We start from the raw sequence: 26306 nt of genomic DNA, 5'->3' as shown, positions 1-26306 counted from the left end.
AAAAGGACTTTCACATGAGTGAGACAACGCAGATCCTCGAGATGTCGCAGACGGTCCGATACGAGGTCCGCGGCGAGGCCGCCGTCATCCGATTGGCCAACCCGCCGGTGAACGGTCTCGGCGACACGATCCGCACCGGACTGGCGAAGGCGATCACCGCGGCCGGAAAGGACGCTGCTGTCCACGGCATCGTCCTTGTCGGCGACGGAAAGGGCTTCTGCGGGGGTGCGGACTTACGCCAGTTCGGGACCCCGGCAGCGGCAACGAAGCCATCCGTCGCGGAGGTCTTCGACCTGATTCAGCATCTCCCGAAGCCGGTGGTGGCCGCCATCCACGGTTTCGCGCTCGGAGGCGGACTGGAACTGGCACTGGTGTGCAACTATCGCATCGCGCAGCGGGACGCGACGATCGGACTACCAGAGGTCAATGTCGGCCTGCTGCCAGGCGCCGGTGGCACGCAACGTCTGCCGCGACTGATCGGCACCGCGCCTGCCCTCGAGATGATCCAGAACGGGCTGACGGTGTCGGCTGCGCGTGCCGCCGAGCTCGGGATTATCGACGCGTGTGTGGATGACGGTGTTCTCGACGCCGCCCTCGAATTCCTGAAGGCGCAGGACTCGGCGCTTCCTGTCATCGACCACCGCCCCCCGGCTAGCCGGGAGGGCGCGGACTTCGACGCCGCTCGTCGCCGCGTGCGTCCGAGTACACGCAACGGAAAAGCACAGCTTGCCGCGATCGCGGCTGTCGAGGCAGCCACGACCCATTCCATCACCGAGGGGCTCGCCCTCGAGCGTGCCGCCTTCATCGAACTGGTCGACAGTCCAGAGGCGAAGGCGCTGCGGCACGTGTTCTTCGCGGAGAAGCAAGCAGCGAAAATTGCCGACATCGATGTCGAGGTCACCCCGCGACCTGTCGAGCGGGTCGCGGTGATCGGTGCCGGCACCATGGGTACCGGTATCGCGATGGCGTTCGCCAACGGCGGATTTGCTGTCGATCTCATCGAACAGAACGCCGAGGCTCTCCAACGCGGTTCGGCCATGATTCGTCGCAACTACGAAGCAAGCGCGGCGAAAGGACGACTGACATCTCGTCAGGTCGAAGATCGCCTGACGTCGATCACGCCGACTCTCGACCTGAATGTCGCCTCGGAGGCGGACCTCGTCATCGAAGCCGTGTTCGAGGACATGAGCGTCAAGAAGAAGGTGTTCGCGCAACTGGACACGATCTGCAAGCCCGGCGCAATCCTCGCATCGAATACGTCGCGACTGAACATCGACGAGATCGCATGGTCGACGTCGCGGCCGCGTGACGTGATAGGCCTGCACTTCTTCAGTCCGGCGAACGTCATGAAGTTGCTCGAGGTGATCCGCGGCGACACCACCGCCGATGACGTGCTGATTACGAGCATGGCGGTGGCGCAGAAGATCGCGAAGGTCCCGGTGGTGTCGGAGGTATGCGACGGGTTCATCGGCAACCGGATGCTGTCCCCGTATCGTCGCGAGGCGGACTTCTTACTCGAAGAAGGCGCGACACCGGAACACATCGATAGTGCGTTACAGAGCTTCGGTCTGGCTATGGGCCCGTTCGCGATGTCCGATCTGGCGGGTCTGGACATCGGTTGGGCTGCGCGCAAGCGCCTTGCACCTACGCGTCCTGCGCATCTGCGGTATTCGCGCATCGCCGATGTCTTGTGTGAGCAGGGCCGATTCGGGCAGAAGACCGGCACCGGTTACTACCGATACGGCGAGGGAAGCCGGACTCCGCGACCGGATCCGGCCGTCGATGAGGTGATCCGACGCTGCGCAGAGGAAGACGGCATCGAACGCCGAGACATCACCGACACCGAGATCATCGACCGGTGCATCCTGGCGCTCGTCAACGAGGGAGCCAAAATCCTCGGAGAAGGCATTGCGCAGCGTGCGTCCGACATCGACGTCGTCTACGTCGACGGCTACGGTTTCCCGGCCTTCCGCGGTGGGCCGATGTACTACGCACAGAGGCTCGGCCTCGACGAAACCCTCCGGCGGATTCAGCAGTTCGCATCCGTCCACGGCGAGTACTGGACGCCGGCACCGCTGCTCGAACAACTCGTCCGGGACGGCAAGAACTCGTTCGACTGAACGAGAACGAAAAACGATGTTCGAGAAGGAGTTCGGTGCCGGTACGTGGTTCGAGGCGTATCGGCACCGTCTTCGTTCAACAGTTGGCGGGTTGTCGGAAGATTCCGACACCAACCGACGCGAAAGTCCTACGGACGTCGACCTCGCCACTGGGAAGAATGCGACATGCAGTGGCTCACATCACACGCCGCTGATGTCGGGGTCATCGTCGTAGGCGGGACGAAGCCGTCCCTCGGTTTGGAAGGAACACAGCCCGTGACCGTCGGAAAAATACAGGAGAACGCGTCGACCGCGGTGACATCGAACGCGTCCCGCACCACCGCGTGGTCGATGACCGCTGTCGTCATTCTGCTCTACATGATCAACTATGCGGACAAGGCCGTCTACGGCATCATCGCCCAACCCCTCGCTCGTGAACTGGGACTGACGTCCACCCAGATCGGCATGGTCGGCAGCCTCTTCTTCCTGGTGTTCACCGTCGGTGGATTCACCTCCGGGCTGCTCAGCCGGTGGCTCGGTCTCCGGTGGGCCTTGCTGGCTCTCGCGGTCATCTGGTCCGCGTCGGTACTGCCGATGGTGCTGTCAGCGACCTTCGCTGTGCTGATCGCCAGCCGGATGGTCCTCGGATTTGCCGAAGGCCCCAGCTCGGCTTTGATGCACACCGCCGTCTACTCCTGGCACGAACCGGCCAAGCGAGGCTTCCCCAGCGCGCTACTTCTCAGTGCCGTGAGCGTCGCGAAGATCATCTTTGCGCCGCTGCTGACCTATCTCACCGTCACCTTCGGATGGCGCGCGGCGCTGATCGCGTTGGCCGTTCTCGGCGCTCTGTGGAGTGTTCTGTGGTTGGCGACGTGGAAGCAGGGCCCACATTTGACGCCGGCCAAGAAGACCGCAGGGGCGCAGGACGACGAAACCTCCGTGCCGTGGACATCGATCTTCCGGACCCCGACGTTCGTCTTCGGCTCCCTGCTGTTCATGGGCTACTACATGCTGCAAACCGTGATCCTCACCTGGCTGCCTTCGTATTTCGAACTGGGACTGGGCTTCTCGGCCCAACAAGCCGGCTCGATGTTCGGCATTCCGAGCCTGTTCGCACTGGCCTACATGCTCACCGTGTCCCGCATCAGTGACCGCATGATTTCCCGCGGTCGAAGCATTCGTCAGGCCCGCGCGGTGCTCGGTGCAACCGGCGTGGTGCTGGGGGCATTGATCCTGGCATTCGTTCCGTACGTCGGCTCACCGATGCTCGTCGTGGTCCTCATCTCCCTCGCCTACGGTTTCGCTTCGGGTGTCGCACCACTGCTCAACACGGCGGTAAGCACGATCTGCCCGCAAAAGCAGCTTGCCGGGACACTGGGTGTGTACATGGCGATCATGGCCATCGGTGGTCTCATCGGTCCCTGGCTCGCCGGTGTCATCGTCGACGGATCCAGCTCTCCTGCCGAAGGGTTTGCCCTTTCGTTCCAGATCACCGGCATCACCGCCGGCGTACTCGCAGTCCTGGCATTGGTATTCATGAGGCCCGATCGCGACCGGGTCCGTGTACTCGGATCGGCTCAACCGCAGCCGTCTGCCTGAACGCGAGACCGTCCACCAGTTAAGGGAAGACAATGACCTCAACTTCAGCAGCAGCGTCGACTCTCCGCGTCGAGGATGTCAGCGACGTTATCCGTGTGCTGACGATCGATCGCACTCGGCGCCGCAACGCCCTCGATCACGCGACCTACGTGGCGCTCGCGAGCGCGATCCGCGCGGCGGACGACGAGCGACACGTTCGAGCCACGATCATTACGGGCGCCGGGGGACACTTCACTGCAGGAAACGACATCGACGACTTCCGCCGCAGCCCACAACCGGAACCCCGCGGGGGCACGTTGTTGTTCACTGCGCTTCTGGAGGCGCGCAAACCGGTTCTGGCCGCTGTGGAGGGATACGCCGTCGGAATCGGCGTGACGATGTTGCTGCACTGCGACCTCGCGTTCGCGGGCGAAAGCGCGCGCTTCAAGCTACCGTTCAGCGCCCTCGGATTGACACCAGAAGGGGCATCGACCTATTTGCTTCCCAGACTCGCCGGCGACAAGGCCGCCGCGGAACTGTTGTTGCTGGGCGAACCGTTCGACGCGGCGACCGCTGCGGCGGCGGGACTGATCAATCGGGTTGTTCCCCCCGGTACGGCTTTGGAAGAAGCGCTCGATCGGGCCTTGGCCCTGGCGATGTTGCCCGCAGGGTCGATCGAAGCCACCAAAGCACTGTTGCGCAGGCATCGCAACGAGGCGGTGCGCACTGCCCTGGCAGACGAGGTGACGGTGTTCGCCGAACGGCTGCGGAGCGAGGACGCGCAGAGGGCGTTCAGCCGCTTCACCGGATCGGCATGAGGCACCGCCTGGACACCGACCGAGCCGACCCGAAGTCCACGGAGATACTGCACATGATCAACGCACAGCACTTGACCTGCGACCACGCTGGACGCAAGTACTCGACTGTCCCCGCGTACTGGACCCCCGCTGATCTGTCGACCCGAGAAAAGATCGAAGAGTATGAACAAATTCCACTTGCGGACCGAGGGCTGCCCTCGAGCGTGTACGAATTCATCCGCAATGGCGCGATGATCGATCCTGATGCGACCGCCTTCACCTACGTTGCGGATGCATCCGATCCCGACTGCGCACTGCACATGACGCACCGCGAAGTGTTGGATCGGATCACTCGGGCCGCGAACCTCTTCTACGAGCTCGGGATTCGCGACGACGATGTCGTCTCGCTCCTGACCGCGAATACACCTGAACCACAGTTCGCGATGTGGGGCGCGCAGACCACGGGCATCGCCAATCCGCTCAATTGGATGCTCGAGCCGGAATTGCTCGGCGAGCTCATCACCGCAGTCGGCGCAAAGGTACTGGTCAGCTACGGCGGAGATGCGACCACGGATCTCTGGCCCAAGATCGACTCGATCCTGAAGTATGCGCCGAACGTAGAGACGGTCATCAGGGCGGGCGGCTCCCGCACCGGCGCCGTGCCAGCCGGCGTTTGTTTCCTCGAACTGGATGATGAACTCGACCGGCACGACGGCGGTGCCCTGACTCACGCACGTCACATCGAATGGAACACCGTCGGCGCGATCTTCGGCACCGGAGGCACCACCGGCGCGCCGAAACTCGCCCGCGTGACCCACGGCGGCCAGATCTACGCGAGCTGGGCCTCGGCAGTGTCACACCAGGTGCCGGTAGGCATTGTCCGTTTCTGTGCCTCACCGATGTTCCACGTCCATGGCATTGCGGTCACCCAACTTACGGCGCTGTCCCTCGGAGGCGTGGCGCTGTTCCCCACATCGGCAGGTTGGCGCGGTCCCGGGGTGGTCGACAACTTCTGGACACTCGCACAGGCTTTCGCTGTGGACAGCGTCCCGCTACTGCCCACGATCGCCAACCGGCTCGTGCATCGTCCAGAGGTAGTACCCGCCCACCATCCCGTCCGGAAGGTATCGTGCGGCTCCGCGCCGCTGTCTCCCGAGATCGCGCACCGGTTCCGGAAGCTGACCGGCGTCGCGATCGCCGAAGGCTACGGGCTGACCGAAACCTCCGGCGCAGTCGTCGGCACGCCCGCAGGCACGGACCCGATTCCCGGAATCGTGGGGATGCCCGTGGCCTACACCTCTGCACGGGTGGTTCGGACCACCGGCGACGGACACTATGTGGACTGCGCCATCGATGAACCAGGCACGCTCCTGTTGCGGGGCCCCTCCGTCTTCGCCGGCTACCTCGACACCGAGCAGAACACGGGTGTGCTGCTCGACGGCGGCTGGCTCGACACTGGCGACCTCGCCAGCATGGACGAGCGGGGATTCCTCCGCATCACAGGACGTTCGAAGGACGTCATCATCCGCGGTGGACACAATATCGACCCGGCCCCCGTCGAAGACGTGTTGTTCCGCCACCCAGGTGTAGGCGACGCATCGGTGGTCGGTATGCCGGACCCGGACGCCGGAGAGGTACCGGTCGCGTACATTGTCGCCGGCGACGCCATCGAGATCGATGTGGCCGAGCTCGCTCAGCACGTACGCGAGCGCCTCCGGGAACGCGCAGCCATCCCGAAGAACTACTTCGTCATCGACGACCTGCCGAAGTCCGCGGTCGGGAAGATCCTGAAGAACCGGCTGCGAGTGGACGCGACCGAACGTGCCTTCGCCGGACTCCTCGACGAGATGGGACTGATCGGCCGATACGACCTGCTGGTCGTCGACGGCGGTGCGTCCGGAGTCGAGGTGATCGTGCACCTACACGATACCGACCCCGCCGTCTATGCCCGGGTCGCTACAGCACTGTCCTCGATGACCGTCCGCCACCGCATCGATGTACGCGGATAACCGCGAGATCACCTCTCTATCAGCGGTGTCCTCACACCCCTAACGAAAGCCGAATCTCATGTCCACGCTGACTCTGGACGTCTATACGAGTCCACAACGCGAACTGCCTGGCGGCGGATGGTTCTCACCGACCACCACCACGTTGATCGTCGGTCCGACCGAGGCGATTCTCGTCGACACGGGCTACACCCTCGACGACGTACAAGAGATCGCACGCCGTATCGACGAGTTCGGTCGGGCTCTGACGATGATCTATATCACTCACGCTCACGCCGATCACTATTTCGGTCTCCAGTGGCTCCAAGATCGGTATCCGCATGCCCGCGCAGTCGCTACGCCCGCCGTGGCCGAGGCCATCCGCAGCGGTCTGGACGCCCATCGAGAGCAGTGGCAATCGATGTTCGGCGATAGTGCACTGGACAACACGGCTGTACCTGACACACTCGACGGCCCCGTTCTGAGAGTCGACGACGAAGAAGTACGCATTCTCGCCGTCGGCCAGGGCGACATCGCGCACAACACGGCCGTGTACATTCCCACGCTCGAGGCAGTGATCGTAGGCGATATCGCCTATAACGGAATCAATCCCTTCCTCGCCGCGTCAGACCCGCACGAGTGGCCCCAGTGGATCGCCAGTCTCGATGCCATCTCCGAGTTGAAGCCCCGAATCGTGGTAGCCGGTCACAAACGTCCAGATCTTCCCAACGACGATGTCACCGCACAAATCGGTGGAACGCGCTCCTACATAAGGGAATTTTCCGAAGCAGTCGACAGGTGTGACAGCGCCCGTGACGTCGTTATGCACATGAACTCGCTCTTCCCTGAACATGGCAATCCCAGCGCCCTCATCAGCTCGGCCAAGGCCGCAATCAAGAGAAAGAAGCACATCCATGCCTGAAGCAGTCATCGTCTCGACCGCCCGATCGCCTATCGGACGCGCCGTCAAGGGGTCGTTGAAGGACATTCGTCCCGACGATTTGACCGCCCAGATGGTCACGGCCACATTGGAGAAGATTCCGGCACTGGCTCCTGCCGACATCGACGATCTGATCCTCGGCTGCGGACAGCCCGCAGGTGAATCCGGATACAACATGGCCCGCGTGGTCTCGGTCCTTGCCGGTCTCGGAGACGTCCCCGGTACCACGGTCAACCGCTACTGTTCGTCGAGCCTGCAGACCACCCGCATGGCGTTCCACGCGATCAAAGCGGGAGAGGGGGAGGTCTTCATCTCCGCAGGCGTGGAATCGGTGAGCAGATCTACCGCCTCGGGACGCTCCGATGGACTGCCCGATACCAGGAATCCCCGATTCGAGGCCGCACTCGCACGGTCGGAATCCCGAGCACAAGGTCACGCCGATCTCTGGCACGATCCGCGCGAAGACGGCTTGCTTCCCGATGTCTACATCCAGATGGGGCAGACCGCCGAGAACGTCGCGCAGCTCAAGGGGATCAGCCGTGCCGAGCAGGACGAATTCGCCGTCCGGTCCCAGAACCTCACCGAGAAGTCCCAGGCCAACGGATTTTGGGAACGCGAGATCATCCCGGTGCGCTTGGCCGACGGGACGGTGATGAGCCAGGACGACGGCCCCAGGCCGGGTACCACTCTCGAAGCCGTCGCGAAGCTGCGACCGGTGTTCCGGCCGGACGGAACCGTCACGGCGGGCAATGCCTGCCCGCTCAACGACGGCGCTGCGGCTCTGGTGATCATGAGCGAGACGAAGGCTGCAGAACTCGGCCTGACCCCGCTGGCCCGGATCGTCTCCACCGGCGTGTCCGGACTCTCGCCGGAGATCATGGGGCTCGGCCCCATCGAGGCGTCCCGTAAGGCACTGGCTTTGGCCGGAATGACCATCGACGATATCGACCTGGTCGAGATCAACGAGGCGTTCGCCGCGCAGGTGATCCCGTCCGCGCGGGAACTGGGGATCGACTTCGACAAGCTGAACGTCAATGGCGGCGGCATCGCGGTCGGACACCCGTTCGGGATGACCGGTGCACGCATTGCGACAACTTTGATCAACTCGCTGCAATTCCACGACAAGCAGTTCGGACTCGAAACCATGTGTGTAGGTGGCGGCCAGGGGATGGCGATGATCATCGAGCGTCTGTCCTGACGGCCCTGCTGTGCAGGTGAATCGGTGCATCCAGCGGCGAAGCGTTCCCGCAGGTAGGTTTCGTGCCCCGTGACCAGTGTCTCTCCGGCCATCCGGCCGGTGGCCCACAACTCGCGATTGTCGGAGGCGTTGACGAGACGACGCACGGTCCTGCGATTGAGATTCACTGCCTAGCAATTCCCGAAATCGACATTCCCTGGGTATGCAGTTCATGTACGGCGGCGTGGCGTTCGCAGGTCCGGACCACCAATCTGCCGTCGGGCGCCTCGGCGATGACCGCGTCGTCGCCGAGGCGGTCGGTCGGCGCAGAGAGTTCTTTTCTGTGCCGGATCACGGTCTTCTCCACGACGCCGATCAGGCCCAGCCACAGGTGCCATCGGTCGGCGACCTGTGCCGCATCCGGCGCCCCGATCCGCACCGCATCGGCGTAGGCGCCGGCCCGGTCCCGGCACACGATCTCGGCCCCGGGATGTGCCCGCAGCCAAGTGGAGACGGTATCGCTGGTTCGGTCGGGCAGCACATCGATCGGCCGGCCCGAGGTCAGATCCACGACGACGGCTGAAGTAGACGTGGTCACGGCGCAGCGCGAAGTCGTCGATCCCCCGGATCGGTGTGGTCTCGATCGGCCGATCCGCGATGAAGCGCGCGACACGCAGCAGCGTGTCCCTGCTGACGTGTATCCCGAGTCGGGCGGCGAGGCGGGCACCGGCGCGGCCGGCCACGGCCAGTCCGATCGCCTCGATCATCGTGTCGAGTACCGTGGTTCGTCGAGCCCAGCGCTGTGTCAGTCCTGGTACCTGCTCGGCGAATGCTGTTGCATTACAGCTGTCGTCGGCACAGAAGAATCTACGGACGACATGCTCGAGGATGACCGGATGCGCGCCTATCGCCGTGTCTGCGGGACGGCGCCGATACCGTGAGTGCACCCGCCTCGACGCAGTGCCGCATGTCGGGCACCGCCCCTCGTGGCCTTGTGGATGGGCCCTGATCGCTGATCGTGGCATCGATCAGGTGAACGGCGTCGATGGTGACGTTCTTCAGGTGCGGCAGGACTGTCAGGGCGCGAGGTCACACCGAGATGATCTCGGTCCGTCGTTGATACTCGCTGATCAGCGGTATGTCGTCGCCGTCGCTGAGTAGGCCCGGGGCGCGGTGACGGGATTGCTCCCACTCCGTTTCCCCGGACCTCTCGCCGAACCCGCCGTGCGCCTCTCAACGCAACGGGCTCTCCACGGTCTCTGCCATCAGACTGTCCGCAGGGTCGTCCATCGGTTGGGGATCGTGTTGCCGCGCCATCGATAACGGGTGACCGCCACGCTGGCCATGTCGAACAACACGGTCCCGTCCGCCGCCGTGATAGGCAACCACCGCCCATCACGGGTGGTGTATCGGCGACGAATATCTTTCCACCCCCAGCGATGCCGGGTCTGCAGCATCCGAATCACCCGCTGCCACACAAAGTGTTGCAGCGCGGTGAACCGGTCTTTTGCCACGGCATGCTTGAAGTAGTTGGACCAGCCGCGCAGAATCTGGTTGAGCCGCACGATCACGTACTCCAGACTCAACTGCGACTGCCGATGGGTCAGGGCACGGACTTTCGCCTTCAACGACCGGATGGGCCGGTCGCCGATGAAGGTGTAGACGAACCACTTGTCCGAGCCTCGCTTGCGACGCCACCGGATGTGGAATCCCAAGAAATCGACCCCGTCGCTGAGGTGTCGCACCCGGGTTTTCTCCGGCGAGAGCCGCAGACCCATCGGTGCGAGAACCTCGCCGACCTGTTCACGCATCGCCTTCGTGTCGTCTTCGGTCCCATGGACGAGGACGACAAAGTCATCGGCATAGCGGATGAGCCGCCACGTCGGTGACCCCTTGCGGCGACGGTATGCCCGCTTGCCCTCGGTGGACATCGTGCCGCCCGGCTTCCACGGCGCCATCACATGCTCGTCGAGCACGCTCAACGCAATGTTGGCCAACAACGGCGACAGGATGCCACCTTGGGGCGTGCCGGTCGTGGTGTCCCGTCGATCGCCGAGTTCGGTGAGAACCCCGGCCTTGAGGAACGCCTTGACCAGCGCCAGGACCCGTTTGTCCTTGATCCGCAACCGGACACGATCCATCAATGCGACATGCTCGATCCGATCGAAGCACGCCTCGATGTCCGCATCCAGCACCCAGCGGTAACCGCGGGTGCCGTAGTAATGGATCTCGGCGATCGCGTCCTGCGCCCTCCGGTGGGGCCGGAACCCGAACGAGACCGGCTCGAAGTCGGCCTCGAGGATCGGTTCCAGCACCAACTTGAGCGCGGCCTGAACAACCCGGTCTGCCACCGTCGGTATCCCGAGACGGCGCACCTTCCCCGACCCACCCGGCTTGGGAATCGTTCTCTCCCGCACCGGCAACGGCCGAAACGAACCATCCTTCAGGCTGGTTCGTAGGTCATTCAGAAACCCCGGAGCCCCGACATATTCCTCGACGTCGGCGACAGTCATGCCGTCCACGCCGGGAGCCTTTGCTCCACGGTTGCCCGCGACCCGGTCGAACGCCACGATCAGCGTCGCTGGGTCGTGCACAAGATTGAACAGGTCGTCGAACCGGCGGCCGGGATCGGCCACCGCCCAACGGTGAAGTTTGGCCTGTATCTCCGATACCCGTCGGCGCGGTCCCATCGGGTCCGCCTCCAAAGTGGCGTCACCGTTCGGTGGCGCATCTTTCGGCATTACAGTCTCCGCCTTTCTCGAAACCGCTGCCGCCCTTCGCCATGTGACCGGCTTTCCCGGCCTCGGACTACTACGGCGGCTCCGCCCCACCTGACACGTTCGACGGTCGATGCGTCTATCCCGGCCCCGGCGAGCCGGCTGCCCGCAAGGCCGGGAGCCGTGACGGGCGGTTCCCGTGTTCACTGTGATTCGCTCGACGAAGGAGGAGCCCAACTGTGTCCCTGCGGCATCGCCACGAGTACGCCGTAGACCTTCCTCGTGGCCTCCCGGCCGACTTTCGTAAACCAACCCAGGAGTTCCCCGCCGATCTCGACGGGTGCGCACCGCGTCCTGCCCTGATCCGCCAGGTTCGAGCAGGTGGCCCATTGAGGGACGTAACAACGCTGGTTCCTCGCGTACTCCTCTCCGTCTCGCTTGCCGGACCCGCGCCATCTGGCAGTGCTGGCCACGTCCCGGCGTTGTCAGGGCTGCTCCTACCCTCTCCGGCATCACCCGGATCAGGCTGCCCTCAGCTCCACCGACCTGCTACGACAGGCCGGCGGTGAAGGTCTCTCACCTCCACTCGAATCACAGCGCCTCACGGCGCAAACGGAAAGTGCGCCAGATCCAGGATCAAAGAGCGCCATCACTATCGGTACTGCGCGAGTCGGGTCGAGCAACACCGCACCTGACGGGCCACCCGAAAGTCTCCACAGCACCACTCCATTGGGTCTTTGATGAGCGTCCGTCACGCAAAGTGGGTCAGAGCCTGAAGACTGATTCCCAGACGGCAATCGAAAACTGACCCCTCAGAGATGATGCCCTCAGTCGAGGTCAGGAGGAAGCGGATGTTCTCTGTGGAGGACTGAGCCGAGATCTGGCTACTGTGCCGGGCCGAAGCAATGCCGATTGAAGCGATCGCCAGGACGATGGGATGTTCGAAGAACACCGCCAAGCAGGCGCTGGGATCGGCCGGACCCCGAGATATCGGTGGGCTCCGAAAGGCTTACTTGTCGACGAGGTCGAACCCCGCATAAGGGAACTGTTGACGATGCCGGTCACGGCCATTGCCGAACGGCTTGGCTGGCGGCATTCGATCCGCGTCCTGCGCGATCGCGTGCGTGAACTGCGTTCGGTGTATCTGCCACTGGATCCGGTCTCGCGCACCACCTATCAGCCCGGCGAAGCGGGCAGTGCGATCTGTGGTTCCCTGATACGGACGTGCCTTCTCGCCAGCGCTGGTCTTGGTCAGAATTTTCGATTCCTAGCAGGTCATCTGTCGGGGAGGTCCGCCCTCCCTGATCTACGGGTTCTGATCATTGCTCCCTGTCCGTTCCCCATCGGCTCTTCCATCTCGGGAGCTCGGCTCCTATCGTGGAACGATGGACACCACCTCCGCTCTGGAGGACAAGGTCGCGCTGGTCACCGGTGCAGCCCACGGAATCGGTGCACACACAGCGCGGGCCCTTGCCCGTCGCAATGTCCGGCTCGTGCTGGTGGATCGGGATGCCCAACCACTGCAGGAGCTCGCCTCCGAACTCGGATCCCAGATCGCGGTGGCGGCGGTCGCCGACGTCCGGGACCTGCAAGCCCTCGAGAAAGCGGTTGCTGCCGGCGTGAACCGCTTCGGCGGCATCGACCTGGTGCTGGCCAATGCAGGAATGGGCTGTTACGGCTCGGTGGCGCACATCGACCCGACCACGTTCGCGCGAGTCATCGAGGTCAACCTCATCGGTGTCTTCCACACCGTCCGGGCCGCGCTACCGACGCTCGTCGACCGTCGGGGTTACGTCCTGATCGTCTCGTCGATGGCGGCGTTCCTGCCCGGCCCAGGACTGTCTGCCTACGCTGCCAGCAAGGCAGGAGTCGAACATTTCGCCAGCTCTCTCCGCCTCGAACTGATGTCGCAGGGAGTCGACGTCGGATCGGCGCACATGACCTGGATCGACACCCCCTTACTTCGGGACGCCCACGCGGACCTACCAGCCTTCGCCGACATGCTGGCAACGCTGCCCGGCCCGCTCAGGAAGACCCTGCCCGTCGAGGTGTGCGCGGACGCATTCGTCGAAGCATTGGCGACACGTAAACGGCGGGTCTACGTCCCGAAGTGGGCGATGGCATTGGCCTGGCTCAAACCGGTCCTGACAATGCCGCTCGTGGAGCGTGTGAACGCGAAACGCAGCGGCCTGGGGTCCGGTTCGGAGTCGTTTCTCGAAGCGGCGGATCGGCAGGTGGCCGAACTCGGCCGCAGCACCAGCGCCCGCACCGTTCCGGCACCGCCCGCCGGATAGTCGTCGTCGCAACGACATCCGGCCCGCACCCGGAAATCCATGCCCTGTACCAGCCTCGATTCGTACCGCAGGCTCTCGACGCGGACTCGAGGTCGAGACGCGTGACATCACCGGCGGGGACCGGTGGGTGTTCATCGAATAGAACTGGATCGTGGCCTCTGAGGATTCGGCCACAGGGGAGCCCGTCGGCGCCGACGGGGAAATCGACCCGCTATCTGTTCGGCAGCACTCTCTGGGACACACTGTGCACCGGATAGCGCGGGGTGTGGACGGTTCGGCTGCAGGCCGAGGCTGGTGGAGTGGGGAGCCGGGGTGTACGGAGTGTGGAGGAGCCGGGAGCATTTTCGGTGCCTGGATCGAGTCCGGCTGCGACGTCGGTTGATGTGCACGCTCTCGCCGATGCCGCGCGCCGGAGGTGCGAGGCTGGTCGGGGTCCGGCGCCGGTGATCGCCGAACTCGTTGCCGGCGTGTGGCAGTTGGTGTTCTTCGCCGAGGCGGACCGGTTGCGGGAGATCACCCGGGTGCAGGGCCGAAAGTACGAGGGGGTGCGCGCGGGCAGGTTGCGGTGGTCGTCGACGATGCGTGCTGTTCCTCCGGTGTCGGAAACCACGGCGCCGAGACGTGATCTCGACGTTTCTGAGGTTCGGACCGGGCTGGAGCTGTGGTGAGCTGAGCCGGGAGGGTCGTACCAGCCCGTTTAGCGTTCTGATCTGTACCGTTCGGTGATGAGCACCGACCATGCGTACGAGGTCTACACCCTCGAACTCGGCCCCTACGACAGCCTCGCCGAGCTGCACGGCGAACTGTCCAACCACGCAGGCACCTTCGCCAACGAAGTGTCCGTGACCGCGGGCGCCGTCGTGATCTCGATTTCGCATTCGGTCATCGAGGTCGACGGACGGTGGTGGGCCTCGGTTGTCACCACGACCGACGAAGGCGTCGATCCCTGACCGCGGTGTTGTCGACCTGTACCCCATATGGGCTATGAGCAGTTATAGGGGGCTGTACCGTCCCGCGTCCCCAGAGCGGTCGAGCGCCGAGGATCCGATGTCCGGGGCCGGTGCTGTCTGCATCGGATGGTCCTTCACCTCAAGGTGCCGGCACCCAGGGTGTGTCGCCTGCGCGTTGCCATTCGACGGGTGCGCCGCAGGTGCGGACCAGGCGCGGGTCGAGCCAGAAAGTAGCGTCGGGATCCCATCCGGCCAGGACACTCGCCCCGATGTGCGTGGTCAACGGGAGCGCCAGACCGGGTGTGGTGAGATACCCGAGAACGGTCAGGTGCACCGCGTCGTAGTCGACGCTCACCGCTGCCCAGTCCGGCAGGTACCACTGCAGATGCTCGCCGGTGGCCTCGTACCAGTCGGAGCGCCGCGAGGCTGGTACTGCGAGGGGATAGGCGTCGACGAGGTGAGTCCAGGTGTCGGGGCCGGTGATCTCGTAGACCCCCGCCGCGTCATCGACATGCACCGGCCACACCCGGGCGTGCCGACCGTCGGAGTCGTCGTCTTCGGCGAGCAGCAACTCCACCGCACCCAGCTTCTGCCGTGCGCGGCTGGTGACCCGCACTCGGCTCGGGACCGGGGTCGACCACCACTCGCCGCTGATCTGGCGTTCGGGTTCGGCGTCGAGAAGGCGGCGGAACCGATCCTCGTCGTCGAGGACATGCCGCCGCCAGGCGGGGAGGTCGGCGTCCTGGTCCTGGTTGCTCCAGAACGAATCCGACCATTCGTCGGTGGAGGTGTAGCGCTTCTGTACTGCTCGTTGGCATGTCGGAGCCATCGGTGTGCTCCACCACCGGGCGTGCTCGCAGGCCAGCACCGCCTCGACGATCGGGTGCAGGGCCGTGACGATGGCCGGATCGGCGAACCAGAGGTCCTCCTCGTCCGGGGGTTGCCAGTACCGCGCGAAATCCGTTGCCCGGCCCAACGCGTCGAGCACGTCGAGCTCCGGCAACCGGGCGACGGCCTGAGCGTCGACGGCGGCCAGGACGTCGAGGGCATCTGCCTGGGTGAGGGGCTCCAGATAGTTGCTTGCTCGCTCGTCGGTGCTGCACGCATAGCCGAGGTGGGCGGCGAACCGTCGGCCCCGGGGTGCGGCCAACACGTGCCGGGCGGTGTCCATGCCGATGAACCTACCGCGCCGACCACCAGGGAAGACCCTGCCTCGAGGCAGTGAAACGCTAGGGTGCGCTATGCCGGAAATCGCGCGACGGCGGCGCACTCAGCCGCCCCCGCCGCACATCGTCTACCAGGCCCTGATCGACCCCGACCGAGATCCGAGACGTCCGTGGTTGATTCTGCCGCGTGGACGAACAACGCCCCGAGATCATCGAGACGATCGAGCCGCATCTGGTGGTGTGGACCTCGATCTGGCCGTGGCGCCGCGATGCCCGGATCCGGTTCGAGCTCTCCGGATCCCGACGCAGCGACACCACCGTGTGCTGGACACTGACCGTCGACGACCCGATACCGGACGACGAGACGATCATCCGGATGCGCAAGCGCGTGAACGAGCTCATCAACGCGAACCTGCGTTTCACCTTCGGTCAGTAGCTTCGCGCCCCACCTCAAGACCCCGTGCACGGGACTGTGATGGCAACACGCGGGGCCACGATTCGCCGTGGTCTCGGCGAGATCGTGGCAGGCTCGGGATTCGTGTGGACCGCGGACAGTTTCGTTCAGGATGTCTCGGCCGGCGCGTGGGTGCACGATGCGCTATCGCGATTCACGGATGGCCATCGCGGCACCGTGTCGGTGATGTGGCGCCGCCGGTGTTCGAGGCCTACACCCGGGTCTTGCATCCGGCTCATCGGCGGATCGGTCCTGCCGCCGATCAGGTCGAGGCGGTCACCTGGGGTGAGGTGGCGGAGGCGAACGAACGAATCGCGCATCCGTTGATGGAGTGGGACTTCATCACTGCCACTCCGCACCGGGGGCAGGGGCAGCCGGGTTTGTGGGACGAAGGGCCGGCGGTCGGCGAGCTCGACGGTGCGACTGCCCGGGCCTTGATCGCCGTGCTTGCGTCCTTCACGACGACTGCGGACCGGTGCTGGTTCGCGATCTGGGAAGGACACAGCATCCTCGATGATGTGCGTGACCGCGCCGGACGTAGGCAGGCGGGGTGGATGGGAATGTTCCTGATCGGCGGTACGATCACCGCAGGCGGCAGCCGGTTCCGCACCTTGCTTACGCCGAATCTGTGGTGGCCGCAGGACCGCGCGTGGTGCGTGGCGCCGAATATCGACCTGAGGGCCAGCTACGTGGGCGGATCCAGACAGTGTGTCGAGGCGATCCTTGCATCACCCGATCTGGAAGCGTTCGAAGTGGCGGTCGAGATGAGCGTGCAGTGGGACAGCGACAGCATCAACCCGCGCCCGGAACTATTCTGAGCCCGGGCGGGCACTCGGGTTCGCGGAGTGACGCCACCCAGCCTGCGGGAAAGCTGCCGTTTATCACTGAAGCTCACATCGACCTGCCCTGCTTTTGCGCAGGCTTGGGTAGTCACCGCGGTTGTCGGCCGTGAGGTGCGTGCAGGTCTCGACAGTGTCGACGTGGAAGCCGAGCATGTAGGCCGGCACTTTTCGCAGGCACGGTTCCCGCGAGCCGGAAGCGAGCGGTCTTCCACAGCACCGAAATGCTGGTGCCGGTGGTGAGTGGGTCAGCCGATATCGACAGGGACAGGGCTGCCGTTGTCGTCGCGTTGGTAGATGGTGACGGTGACCTCGAGGCCGTTCGAGACGGGGTGGTGGGCGAGGGCGGCGGCGTTGTCGGCGCAGATCGACCTCCGTCCGGCGGTGGAGTAGCAGGAGTCGATGGCTGCCGGCGGGGTGTAGCGGCCACCCAGCTCGTCCTGCCCGCGGGTCCACTGCTCGCGGACGGTCCACCAGCGCTGTAGGGCTTGTTCGTGGGCGAGTGCGCACGGCACTTCGACCCCGACGATGCGCACGCTGGTGTAGTCGGCGGCGGCGAGTTCGGCGAGCAATCGCCGGCCGTGGTCGGGCCAGCGCAGGGTGCCTTCGATGAGCACGTTTTCTTGCCGGTCGGTGCAGATCCGGCGGATCTGATCGATCAACGCGGTCGATTCGTGGTGGACGAGCGCGGCGAGTTCGCGCGGTGCGATCGGATACCTGTCGGCGAGAACATGTTCGAGCAGGTCCTCGTAGATCCCGTCGTCGATGGCCTGGCGGATCAGATGGTCCTTGACCTCATCGGCATCGAGACGTCGATAGTCCTGTAGATCCGCGATCTGCTGGCTGAGCAGGGTGGATTTACCTGCTCCGGGTGGCCCGGCGGTGATCAGCGCCGAGCGTCCCTCCCGCGGAGGCATCGGAGCCGAGTCGAGATACCGGTCGATGACGGTCTTGCGGAACACCTGCCGGCGCACCGAGGTGGCATACAACTGCGTGGTGTTGCGTCGTGAGTCGGTGTTCAGGGGTGCGTCGGGTGCGGACAGCTCGGCGAGTTGCGCGGCGACCGCCTCCCGCGCAGAAGAGGAGAAATCGTTCACGCAGAACGCGCCGCCTGTTCGAGCTTGTCCTTGTTCTTGTCCATCAGCCGGGCGAGTTCGTCCTCGGTGAGCTGGCCGCGGTAGAAGGCCCGTTCGACGTCGTCCCAGCTGCCGGGCTCGTATGCGTCGGTGGCGACACCCTCAGCCTTGGGGACGGTGCCGAAGGTGAAGGTCCAGCCCAGCAGCTGCTCCATCATCTGTTCGGTGCTGATCTGCCCGGCGGTGCGCTGATCGATGATCTCGGCGGGGGTCGGCTCGAGCACTGTGGGGTTCTCGGCGCTTTGGCGCAGCAAGCGGTGCACGGTGGCCTGGGAGACGTCGAGATGCTGTTCGATGGCGCGTTGCCGCATGCCGGCCTTGTGGGCGCGGGCTACGACGCGCAGCAGTGCACGGTTGTTCAGACGTAGCCGGGCGGCGACCTCGTCGAGTTCGGCGGCTGCCTGGTCGCGGGTGATGTCCATGGTGCTCAACTGACCCACCTCCTTTGATTCAGGATGAATCAACTTCAGGATAGCAGGACAGCTCCTATCCGGGTCTTCCATCGTCTCTGGCGAAGAGCCGACTGGTCGACCAGCAGCTGTCCTGGCATGCCCCCGCCGCGCTCCCACCCTCACCACCCTCGTCCCGCACTGTGGGAGCGGGTCTTTGATATCGGTCGCGAGCGATCAGGTGTTGGCCGGGTTTACCAGCTGCTACTGGCAAGGCGTGCGTCGGCGCGCTCGACAATCGTGGTGATCACGGTGTCGATGTTCTCGTGGGGATGCGCGGCGGGCAGGCCGGGGACGACGGGTTCCGACATGACCTCGAGCAGGACCGCGTAGGGTCCGTTGGACCAGCTCACGCGGGAGATACCGAGTGCGGTGTTGATGATCTTCGCGCCGCCGCGTGTGGTGTCGAAGGGAACTCGGATGCCGCTGTCGATCAAAAATCTTTGGTCGTTGCTGGTGTTGTAGTCGGCGGCCTCGCGGGCCGACTCCGGGGTGTTGTGCAGGTCGATTTCGACGATGACGCTGGCGTCGGCGTTGCCGCACGCGTAGGTGGCGAGGACATTCCCGTGCGCGGTCGATTCCGGGGCGTCGGGGGCCTGCTCGGTCCGGTCGCTGAATCCGCCGACGGTCAGGGCGCCGGTGTCGAGCAGGACGCAGGCGTTGTGCACGGGAACCGTCACAGGCGGCGGCGTGTCTGTTGTCTGTGCGGCCACCGGTGGTGTGTCGTCGGGGAAGCGGACTTCGCCCGGGCATCTCTGGGTCCAGTATTCCAGAGGTGTTTTCGTTGTCTCGGTGCCCGGCGGTCCGGCGATCGGGTGGCCGCCGTAGGTGATCCAGCAGGGCCGCTCCTGTCCGTAGATGCTCTCGTCGAACTCAGGGGTCCACTCGACCGTGGTCAGGTCGTAGTCCGCGTCGTTTGCGTAGCCGTAGCAGTAGGCGCTCTTGGTGATCTCGAGGTAGTGCTGTACGCATTGTCGCCGAAGGTCTTCGATCCGCTCGGGGTCCTCGGTGCCAGCGACGAAGCGTACATTCGATTGGCCTCCTTGTTCGTCCTTCGTCACCCCGTGTGCCCGGACCATGGATTCGGTGAAGGTGAGAGGTCCTGGCTGTGGCGCTGCGGTCTCAGGGGTAGTGGTGGGACTCGGGGTAGGAGAAGTAGAAGGCATCGCCTGTATTGACGTTGCGGTGTCGGATCCAGCGGCCTCGTATTCGTCGGGATGGACGGCTACGTCGACGATTCCGGTGACGATGGCGACCAGGAAGGGCACGACAACACCGATCGCTGCTTTTTGTAGCGCGGAACGGTTCCGATCACCGGTCTTGGGTGGGGCCGTTAGGGGCGTGCGGCGTTTGAGCCACGGAGCGACGGCGGAGAAGTAGAGCAGTGCCCACGCGGCAGCGAACAGAGTCACTGCTGGAAGCCATACCGTCGCCGCTTGCGCGACGCTGATGGCCATAATGAAGAAGAAGATGCCGAAGACGGTTCCGATGACGCGAAGCACCGTCCACAACACGGTCAGCGGCTTTCGCGGTGGCTGCGATTGCCCCGGGCGTTGTCCCGGTGCTGATGGCTGATACCACGGAGGTGGTTGGGTCATGGCTGTCCGTTCTCGCCGACTTACTTCGCTCACATCCAAGCTGATGGCATCACAGGTGTCCGAGAGTCGGTCGTGTGCCGCAACGGCCCCCGAACCAGACGTCCAATCCTCCGGGTCACCGACCGTGTGTCGCTTCAGAGCGAAGAACGATTACGTGCGCACCTGTTGCCTGAGGGAGCCATCCGTCCGCACGCCCGTTGGGAAAGCAGAGCATCGCAGCGGTCGTGGCTATCCGTCCAGGTAGCCCACCAGCATCAGGATCTGGACTCTCAGCGGCGGTCGAGACGAATCCCTCGACCTTCTCCGCGCGCGGGTGACGCCGTTGCCGTGGACGACGGCCCTGGCACTGGCCTTCGGCGACCGCGCCGTAGTCGTTCCCACGCGACTGTGGGTGAGGGCGCCCAGATCGGAGCTGGCAGCGGTCTCAGCCCAGCATCTGGTATTGCGCAGCGGGATTCGTCATGGGGTCCGTCTCATTTCCTGGGCGAGGCGTGGAGGTTCTCCGATTTGTGGCGTCGGCCGAGCCACCATGATCCACCGGCCACCGCTAGGAGGAGCACCGTCACGGATCCGAGAGAAATCAGTAGCGTCCGTCGGTCGGAATGCTTGATCTCGCAGTAGTCGTATGCGGAAGCTCCCCGGGACAGGTCCGACATGAGGTCGTTCACGGCAGCCCTGGTTCCAGCTTTGAGGTCGGCTTGGCTGGTTGCTCCCCGGTAGTAAGAGGAGGGATCGTTCGTGGTCGATGCGTATGTCCATGAGTCGGACGACGCGAATACCGTGCCGCAGTTGATCCCGTCGGTTCTCATCGTCTGTGTCATCAGCGGGATGCACACGATGAGGAGTACGGCTGCCAGGATTGCTGATATCCCGGTTACGACGCGGTGGATGGAGAGCACAGAAGACCTCACTGGGGAATGGCGGTTAGGGACGATGCGGTGGGGATAGCAAAGGAAGCCGAGGACTTGCCGCTCCGCCGCTTCAACCTCAAGTCGGTCTTGATGCTCGTTCTGTTACAGCAAGGGGCTTGTCCTACAGGCACTGTCATTCGTTCGGATGACAAGCCAGAGTTGGCTTGTCGACGCACGTACGCAAGCGCGCGCAAATATTCATAGGCCCTATATTCTATCGAGATGGGCCCAATGTGCTGATAGGGCTCATCGAAGGTGGATCTGACGTACCTTCCGTGAAGGTGTTGCCGCGCAGTGCTGTTCGAGGTGAATGGTGAGTTTCTGTAGAAGGTGGAGGTTCGTCCGCCGGTAGATCTGCCGCGTGAGCGTCGTGAGCCGGTTCGCGTAGCTTCCGACCGGACCGGCATTGTGCAACAGCCTCGGACCGGCGGTGACCGCACCGTGGTCGCAGTGAAGTCGGCTGACGAAGGATCGAAGCACAGGTGATCCGGCGGTATCGATAGGGTCTTCATCTGCTCAGGCATGCGCCATCCGGGCAGTATTCCCTGTTGGCAGCGTCGCGAGAGGCGATGATGCGCCGTTGAGCGGAGGCTCTGATGTCGGGGCTTGCTGCTCGTGTACGTCTCCGCGGTAAGTGCGGGCATTCCACAAGTCGTCCTTTTCTGGGCGTCGATGTCCTCAACGGCAAGACCGGATGTAACGAAGAATGTCAGTTCGTCGAAGTGTCGTCCGGTACGAGTAACAGAACGGACGGAACAGTGAACACCAAGATCGCAGCTCTGCCGCTGCCTTTGCCTTTCATCCTGGCTGCCTGTGGGGTGAACGACGCTTCGCGGATGGTGGCCGCTGTTACCGAAGGACCGTTGCTTCGTCTGCCTTTGGAGCGTCCCCGGCCCGCTCTCTGAGCCCGTGTGGGCACATCATCAAGGAGATCGGCTAGGAGTGGACTGTTCCGGTCGCATGACTGGTCACTCGACCGGACGTGGCGGCGGCGAATCGTAGAACCCAGAGGATTGCGCGCGTCGTTAGAGACTCATATGTGGCTGAGGTTCCCTACCTCACACATGAATTCGCAGGAGTGGATCTGTGGCAAAGAAGAACAAGTGGGCGGTCGGGGCGGCAGTAATCGTCGTTCTGGCGATGTTCGGGAGTTGCAATGACGACTCGAGTAGTCCGTCCAGCAAGGCAGCCCGAACTACGACCGTTTAGGTCAAGGATCAAGAGATCTGGACAGGTACCGTGGCGGCTTACCCGAGCAGCTACAGCTTCTCACCGGAGATCCATGTCGATCTTGGCAACGGCAACATCGAGTCCGTAAGGCTTGCGCACATCGGAGAACCCGATTGCGGCAACTCATCAACGTCGGATCAGCGCAGGGCCTTGTTGCGTGGGCGAGTCCAACAGCTCCTACCGCTGGGAGCACGAGTTACGGTCGTCCGTGGTCGGGAACTGGCGGGTACCGATCCCAGATTTACCGACGAAGGCTTCGTATTCGTTGAAGGGGCAGGAACGCCTACAACGACTGGTCCAACCCCTACGTCCTCCTCGATGAGCCCGTCGTCCACCTCGACGATCACCTCCGACCCCACCGGCGCAACCACAAGTGCCGTGATATCAACGGGTGCTTCGTCGGCACCTGGAACGCTCACCGCGAACTCCGAAGAGTTGCTGGTCAACGAGGTTCTACTGGCAGAAGGGCTCGCTGCGCCTGACGATCCCGACATCGACTTGTCGGCAGCTGCAAGTAAGACCCTTGAGCAGCAGTTGTACAGCGGATCGTCGGGTCTCGAGCTCGAACCGAACATCTCGTACTTCGACCGCCTGCTTTCAGCGCACCGGGTCGCGTGGGACGGCAGCGTCGGGTTCATGGCCGACTGTCGAGCGAAGGAAGCAAGAGATCTCATTGACAAACAGCAACGGGAGGAACTGGACCGGATTCGACGCGGTCCTGACGGGGAACTTGGCACCGATGACGACGACACCCGCTTCTGGCGATACGACGAGGACGGGAACCTCTCGATCTATACGCCGAGCGTAGGTAGTGGGAGCGGAGGCGGCGGGGGTGGAGGCGGTCACCGCTGCCGTGGACGCTGGTGCTGACTTTCTTCATCAGTTCACGCACGTCCTCGACGGGACAGTCAGGATGACCACCGTCAACGAGATCACCGGGGACCCATGGCGAATCAGAAATCACGGCGCGATTCGTCGGGAGGCAGCCTGTGGTCTAGTTGCCGGGGAAATCGCCCCGGGCACGCGCGAACAATTCGGGGTGGTCCATCCCATAGGTTTGCGTGGTGCTGCGGGAGCGCTTCAATGGCTGACTTTACCAGTCATCGTCCTGACAGCCGGCGTCGATTGCTGCAGGCCGACCAGTAAGTCGATCGAGCGCTTATGGAAAATTCAGCGCATCGATCCCAAGGGGATGCATACCCCTGGATACGAGGGACAAGAGGAGAATGGATGCGCGCGGGTAGTACAGAATCAACTGGATCAGCAGGCCAATCGCTGGTCAAGCATCAATTCGAGATGTTGGGGTGGGCGGCGTTGCCGAACAACGAGCATGATCTCGGAACCGATTTGTGGCTGAACAGTCGTGACAGGCGATCATTCGACTTGGGTAATTTCGCCGGTGCACAGGTGAAGGCCAGCGCAAATTCCTCGAAGGATTCAAAGTACTTCAAACAGCCAGTGTTCGACGGCGACGCGCTGACCGGATGGTGGTTCTACGAAGAGAAGCAGGACCACTTTCAAGCGTGGATCGACCATTCGGTGCCGCACATGGTCGTCTTGGTCGACTTGTCCGCACAGACGAGTTGGTGGGCGCATATCACGTCGCAGAGTGTCGTGTGGACGGAGAAGGGTGGCAAGGTTTTCGTTCCTTGTACGCAGCGAATTGACGATGACAACGTCGATGCATTGCTTGGGTTTGCTGCATCCCAACGAAAACCCGCGCTGTGGGAGGGGTCAGCGTGGACACAGGACGGAACTCTTGCGGCTCCGGACGAACTGCGCTACGCCATGCTCGCCCCCAGGCTTGTTGCACCGCACCCCAATACCACGCCATCCGATCCCACCCCTGCCCAAGCCATCGCCACCCTTGTACTCATGCGCCTCGATGAGTTTGAGGCCTTCCCGTACCAGAAGCCTGTCTACCCGACCACCGAAGATGCTCGTCGCTCGACGGAGTCGGGGTGGCGCCTGTTTGCTGCATTGAAGGATGCAATCCTTGCCGGTGACCGGAGCCACCTTGATGCAGTGGTCGATGAGTCGGCGAAAAGCACTCGGCTCCGCGACCATGAGCGGTGTATTGCTGTTGTGGCGAGCGCGGCGCTGAAGGTTGAATCGGGCGATCTTGCTGCCGCTGACCGTCTCCTTGAGAACGAAATTGCTCTCGATAAGCAGCGACCCGTCGATCACGCTTGGCTGCTCGTGCAGAGGGCTCGGATTGCGCGAGAACTCGGCGACTTCCGTCTTGCTCGGGACCTTGCTTTCGAAGCGCACTCGGCACGGCAGGTCGCGCCAGACGACCCGACGAGTTCGGCGGTCTCCGCCGCAGCCAGTCAGATCATCTTTTCGTTGTCTCCCTGGGGCCCGGGCGCGCTGCAGTCAATCATCAAGGATTCCGACATCGTGGCCGCATGGTGGCGCAGTCAGCTCATTGGGTGGGGGCTCAGGGACTTTTTCGATCATCAGTTCCGTAACTGGGCTAACGATAATCCTGGCTTTGCCGAGGGAGACACGACGTCGGAAAAGCTGCGCGCAGCTGCTTTGATCAGCGGGTTTACAGGTGACCGCGGAGGCTGGCGACAGACGATGTCGATGCTTGCACGCTACACCCTGGCTACATGTGGCCCGAATGATTTCGAACGGGCAGCCGTAGCGCTCGACACGCTGCGGAATAGCGGCGAGGGCAAGGATGTCGAGGCTGCAGTACTCAAGATGCTGCGTTCTGGACCTGCAGTAGCTGTCCGTGACGTCGTGGCGAGAATCGATCTCGAACAGTGCACTGCAAGTAACACATCGACTACCTTCGCGCTCCTCACGGAAGCAGCAGACGTCATACCGCCAGGCCAGGTGGCAACAGCGGTGAACTGGGTACTACGCACCCTCGAAGATCCCACCCCGGTTGCCCGGCGCACCCGACTGACATACGTCGGCTCCGGTCTAGGAATGGCCCTGTTGAAGCTGCTACGAGCGCTCACTCGAGTGGTCGACGAAACAAGTGTCCGGGACATCATCAACCACATCCTTGCCGCTCCGGTGATCTCGGATCAGGCCCTCGGGGAGCACTACGCCCGAGTAGTCGATGCCACCGCAGGGACGGTGTGGACTCGCGATGACATCGAGCGCGCACGGGCACGCTCCGGCGACCACGAGAGTTTATGGACCGCATTCACCCGCATAGCAGCCGGTATCGATCCCACCGCAGCCCAACAACTCGATAAGCGCGCCGCCGACGGGACGCTCGACGGTCTGGCAGCTCGCAACGACATCACCGGACTGTCCGATGACGTCGCCGAAAAACAAATCACCGGACTTATCGACAAGGTCAACGCTCAACTCGAAGCCGCACGGAAGAGCTCATATGGATGGGGCGGAGTTGATGTCTGCCGCACACTCACGCTGATGAACATGAGCTACCCGCACCTGGCGAAATGGGAACCGATAGTCGAGCTGCTCATCGAACCGATGGCAAGTGGCCACCAGCTCCAGCCCACAATCGTCCTCCTCGCGGCACGTCCGACAACGGTGCCGGCATCGGTCGCCGAATCGCTGATCGAGCCACTCCGGCGCTGGACATCTGCGTCACTTGTACCTACTGCAATGGGTCCTCAAACAGTAGCCGGCCCCGCGTACGAAGCCCTCGAAGCACTGTGTCCTGGCACGCTGACAACGCAAGACATGCTGGCGCTGATGTCGTCCGATCGCGACGAACGGTGTGCATTGGTCCGGATCATCCGAGCACGCCGGAGAGTAGAGGATTTCGGCGTGCTCACCACCCTGCTGCACGATCGTGATGCACTCGTGCGCGGCACTTCGGCACAGGCGATTGCCGACTGGGCCGCTAACGGAGACGCTCTTCCGGACTCGCTTACAACGGTGGCAGAATGCATGACCGATGGGACTGTCGGAATAAAGGTTGATCTGGTTTTGGCCGACACGCCGAGCTTGCTTGGCGAGAAGGCACGATCATGACCGAAACACTCGATCCTATG

Annotated in this window: 21 protein-coding genes and 2 pseudogenes; 15 read left to right on the top strand and 8 right to left on the bottom strand. The window is 63.5% G+C overall.

The window, feature by feature from the left end:
* Positions 1–14 precede the first annotated feature (14 nt).
* The 6 genes from ACLBYD_RS26490 (at position 15) to ACLBYD_RS26465 (ending at position 8597) form a co-directional block, all read left to right on the top strand.
* A complete protein-coding gene (locus ACLBYD_RS26490; RefSeq protein ID WP_447818760.1) occupies positions 15–2120 on the top strand; it encodes a 3-hydroxyacyl-CoA dehydrogenase NAD-binding domain-containing protein in 2106 nt (701 codons plus the stop codon).
* A gap of 255 nt (positions 2121–2375) precedes the next feature.
* A complete protein-coding gene (locus tag ACLBYD_RS26485) occupies positions 2376–3698 on the top strand; it encodes an MFS transporter (protein ID WP_447818759.1) in 1323 nt (440 codons plus the stop codon).
* Positions 3699–3793: 95 nt separating this feature from the next.
* The gene (locus ACLBYD_RS26480) at positions 3794–4495 is read left to right on the top strand and encodes an enoyl-CoA hydratase-related protein (RefSeq protein ID WP_447818758.1); all 702 of its coding nucleotides are present in this window, start codon (positions 3794–3796) and stop codon (positions 4493–4495) included.
* A gap of 230 nt (positions 4496–4725) precedes the next feature.
* A complete protein-coding gene (locus tag ACLBYD_RS26475; protein WP_447818757.1) occupies positions 4726–6483 on the top strand; it encodes an AMP-binding protein in 1758 nt (585 codons plus the stop codon).
* Positions 6484–6541: 58 nt separating this feature from the next.
* Entirely contained in the window at positions 6542–7381 is an 840-nt protein-coding gene (locus tag ACLBYD_RS26470; RefSeq protein ID WP_447818756.1) for an MBL fold metallo-hydrolase, read from the top strand.
* Positions 7374–8597 carry an acetyl-CoA C-acetyltransferase gene (locus tag ACLBYD_RS26465; RefSeq protein ID WP_447818755.1) on the top strand — a complete coding sequence of 408 codons (1224 nt, stop codon included), beginning with the start codon at positions 7374–7376 and terminating at the stop codon, positions 8595–8597. Before ACLBYD_RS26470 ends, ACLBYD_RS26465 begins: the two co-directional genes overlap by 8 nt.
* Before the next feature lie 163 nt (positions 8598–8760).
* Here the strand turns inward: ACLBYD_RS26465 and ACLBYD_RS26460 are convergent, their stop codons facing one another.
* Complete coding sequence (locus tag ACLBYD_RS26460) at positions 8761–9174, bottom strand: transposase (RefSeq protein WP_447818754.1); 414 nt, start codon at positions 9172–9174, stop codon at positions 8761–8763.
* Between ACLBYD_RS26460 and ACLBYD_RS26455 the strand changes: the two genes are divergently transcribed.
* On the top strand, positions 9167–9517 hold the full coding sequence (locus tag ACLBYD_RS26455; RefSeq protein WP_447818753.1) for a hypothetical protein: 351 nt from the start codon (positions 9167–9169) through the stop codon (positions 9515–9517). The genes ACLBYD_RS26460 and ACLBYD_RS26455 overlap by 8 nt on opposite strands.
* On the opposite strand, the pseudogene ACLBYD_RS26450 reads toward ACLBYD_RS26455, so the two are convergent.
* Positions 9488–9601: pseudogene (locus ACLBYD_RS26450) on the bottom strand (hypothetical protein); the annotation flags it as partial. The gene ACLBYD_RS26455 and the pseudogene ACLBYD_RS26450 overlap by 30 nt on opposite strands.
* 240 nt (positions 9602–9841) lie before the next feature.
* On the bottom strand, positions 9842–11212 hold the full coding sequence (gene ltrA, locus ACLBYD_RS26445; protein WP_447818752.1) for a group II intron reverse transcriptase/maturase: 1371 nt from the start codon (positions 11210–11212) through the stop codon (positions 9842–9844).
* Between the two features lie 986 nt (positions 11213–12198).
* Between ltrA and ACLBYD_RS26440 the strand changes: the two are divergent.
* The 4 genes and pseudogenes from ACLBYD_RS26440 to ACLBYD_RS26425 form a co-directional block, all read left to right on the top strand.
* Positions 12199–12523: pseudogene (locus ACLBYD_RS26440) on the top strand (IS21 family transposase); the annotation flags it as partial.
* A gap of 155 nt (positions 12524–12678) precedes the next feature.
* Complete coding sequence (locus ACLBYD_RS26435) at positions 12679–13587, top strand: SDR family oxidoreductase (protein ID WP_447818751.1); 909 nt, start codon at positions 12679–12681, stop codon at positions 13585–13587.
* Between the two features lie 443 nt (positions 13588–14030).
* A complete protein-coding gene (locus tag ACLBYD_RS26430) occupies positions 14031–14255 on the top strand; it encodes a hypothetical protein (protein ID WP_447818750.1) in 225 nt (74 codons plus the stop codon).
* A 57-nt stretch (positions 14256–14312) separates the two neighbouring features.
* On the top strand, positions 14313–14537 hold the full coding sequence (locus ACLBYD_RS26425; RefSeq protein WP_447818749.1) for a hypothetical protein: 225 nt from the start codon (positions 14313–14315) through the stop codon (positions 14535–14537).
* A gap of 139 nt (positions 14538–14676) precedes the next feature.
* Here the strand turns inward: ACLBYD_RS26425 and ACLBYD_RS26420 are convergent, their stop codons facing one another.
* Positions 14677–15708: a hypothetical protein gene (locus ACLBYD_RS26420; RefSeq protein ID WP_447818748.1), complete on the bottom strand. Its 1032-nt coding sequence runs from the start codon at positions 15706–15708 to the stop codon at positions 14677–14679.
* A gap of 182 nt (positions 15709–15890) precedes the next feature.
* On the opposite strand from ACLBYD_RS26420, the gene ACLBYD_RS26415 reads away from it, so the two are divergent.
* Complete coding sequence (locus ACLBYD_RS26415) at positions 15891–16139, top strand: hypothetical protein (RefSeq protein ID WP_447818747.1); 249 nt, start codon at positions 15891–15893, stop codon at positions 16137–16139.
* 206 nt (positions 16140–16345) lie between these two features.
* A complete protein-coding gene (locus ACLBYD_RS26410; RefSeq protein WP_447818746.1) occupies positions 16346–16975 on the top strand; it encodes a hypothetical protein in 630 nt (209 codons plus the stop codon).
* Positions 16976–17244: 269 nt separating this feature from the next.
* Here the strand turns inward: ACLBYD_RS26410 and ACLBYD_RS26405 are convergent, their stop codons facing one another.
* The 4 genes from ACLBYD_RS26405 to ACLBYD_RS26390 form a co-directional block, all read right to left on the bottom strand.
* Positions 17245–18093, bottom strand: a complete 849-nt coding sequence (locus tag ACLBYD_RS26405; protein ID WP_447818745.1) for a zeta toxin family protein — start codon at positions 18091–18093, stop codon at positions 17245–17247.
* The gene (locus ACLBYD_RS26400; RefSeq protein ID WP_447818744.1) at positions 18090–18563 is read right to left on the bottom strand and encodes a winged helix-turn-helix domain-containing protein; all 474 of its coding nucleotides are present in this window, start codon (positions 18561–18563) and stop codon (positions 18090–18092) included. Before ACLBYD_RS26400 ends, ACLBYD_RS26405 begins: the two co-directional genes overlap by 4 nt.
* Positions 18564–18775: 212 nt before the next feature.
* On the bottom strand, positions 18776–20083 hold the full coding sequence (locus tag ACLBYD_RS26395; protein WP_447818743.1) for a hypothetical protein: 1308 nt from the start codon (positions 20081–20083) through the stop codon (positions 18776–18778).
* 569 nt (positions 20084–20652) lie between these two features.
* Positions 20653–21078: a hypothetical protein gene (locus tag ACLBYD_RS26390; protein ID WP_447818742.1), complete on the bottom strand. Its 426-nt coding sequence runs from the start codon at positions 21076–21078 to the stop codon at positions 20653–20655.
* A gap of 1560 nt (positions 21079–22638) precedes the next feature.
* Between ACLBYD_RS26390 and ACLBYD_RS26385 the strand changes: the two genes are divergently transcribed.
* Positions 22639–23190, top strand: coding sequence for a hypothetical protein (locus ACLBYD_RS26385; protein WP_447818741.1), 552 nt, complete (start codon positions 22639–22641; stop codon positions 23188–23190).
* A 360-nt stretch (positions 23191–23550) separates the two neighbouring features.
* Positions 23551–26286 carry a DUF4365 domain-containing protein gene (locus ACLBYD_RS26380; protein WP_447818740.1) on the top strand — a complete coding sequence of 912 codons (2736 nt, stop codon included), beginning with the start codon at positions 23551–23553 and terminating at the stop codon, positions 26284–26286.
* The last annotated feature ends 20 nt before the right edge of the window (positions 26287–26306 follow it).

The organism is Rhodococcus sp. C26F (assembly GCF_053345925.1).
This window is presented reverse-complemented; position numbering and strand designations above follow the sequence as displayed.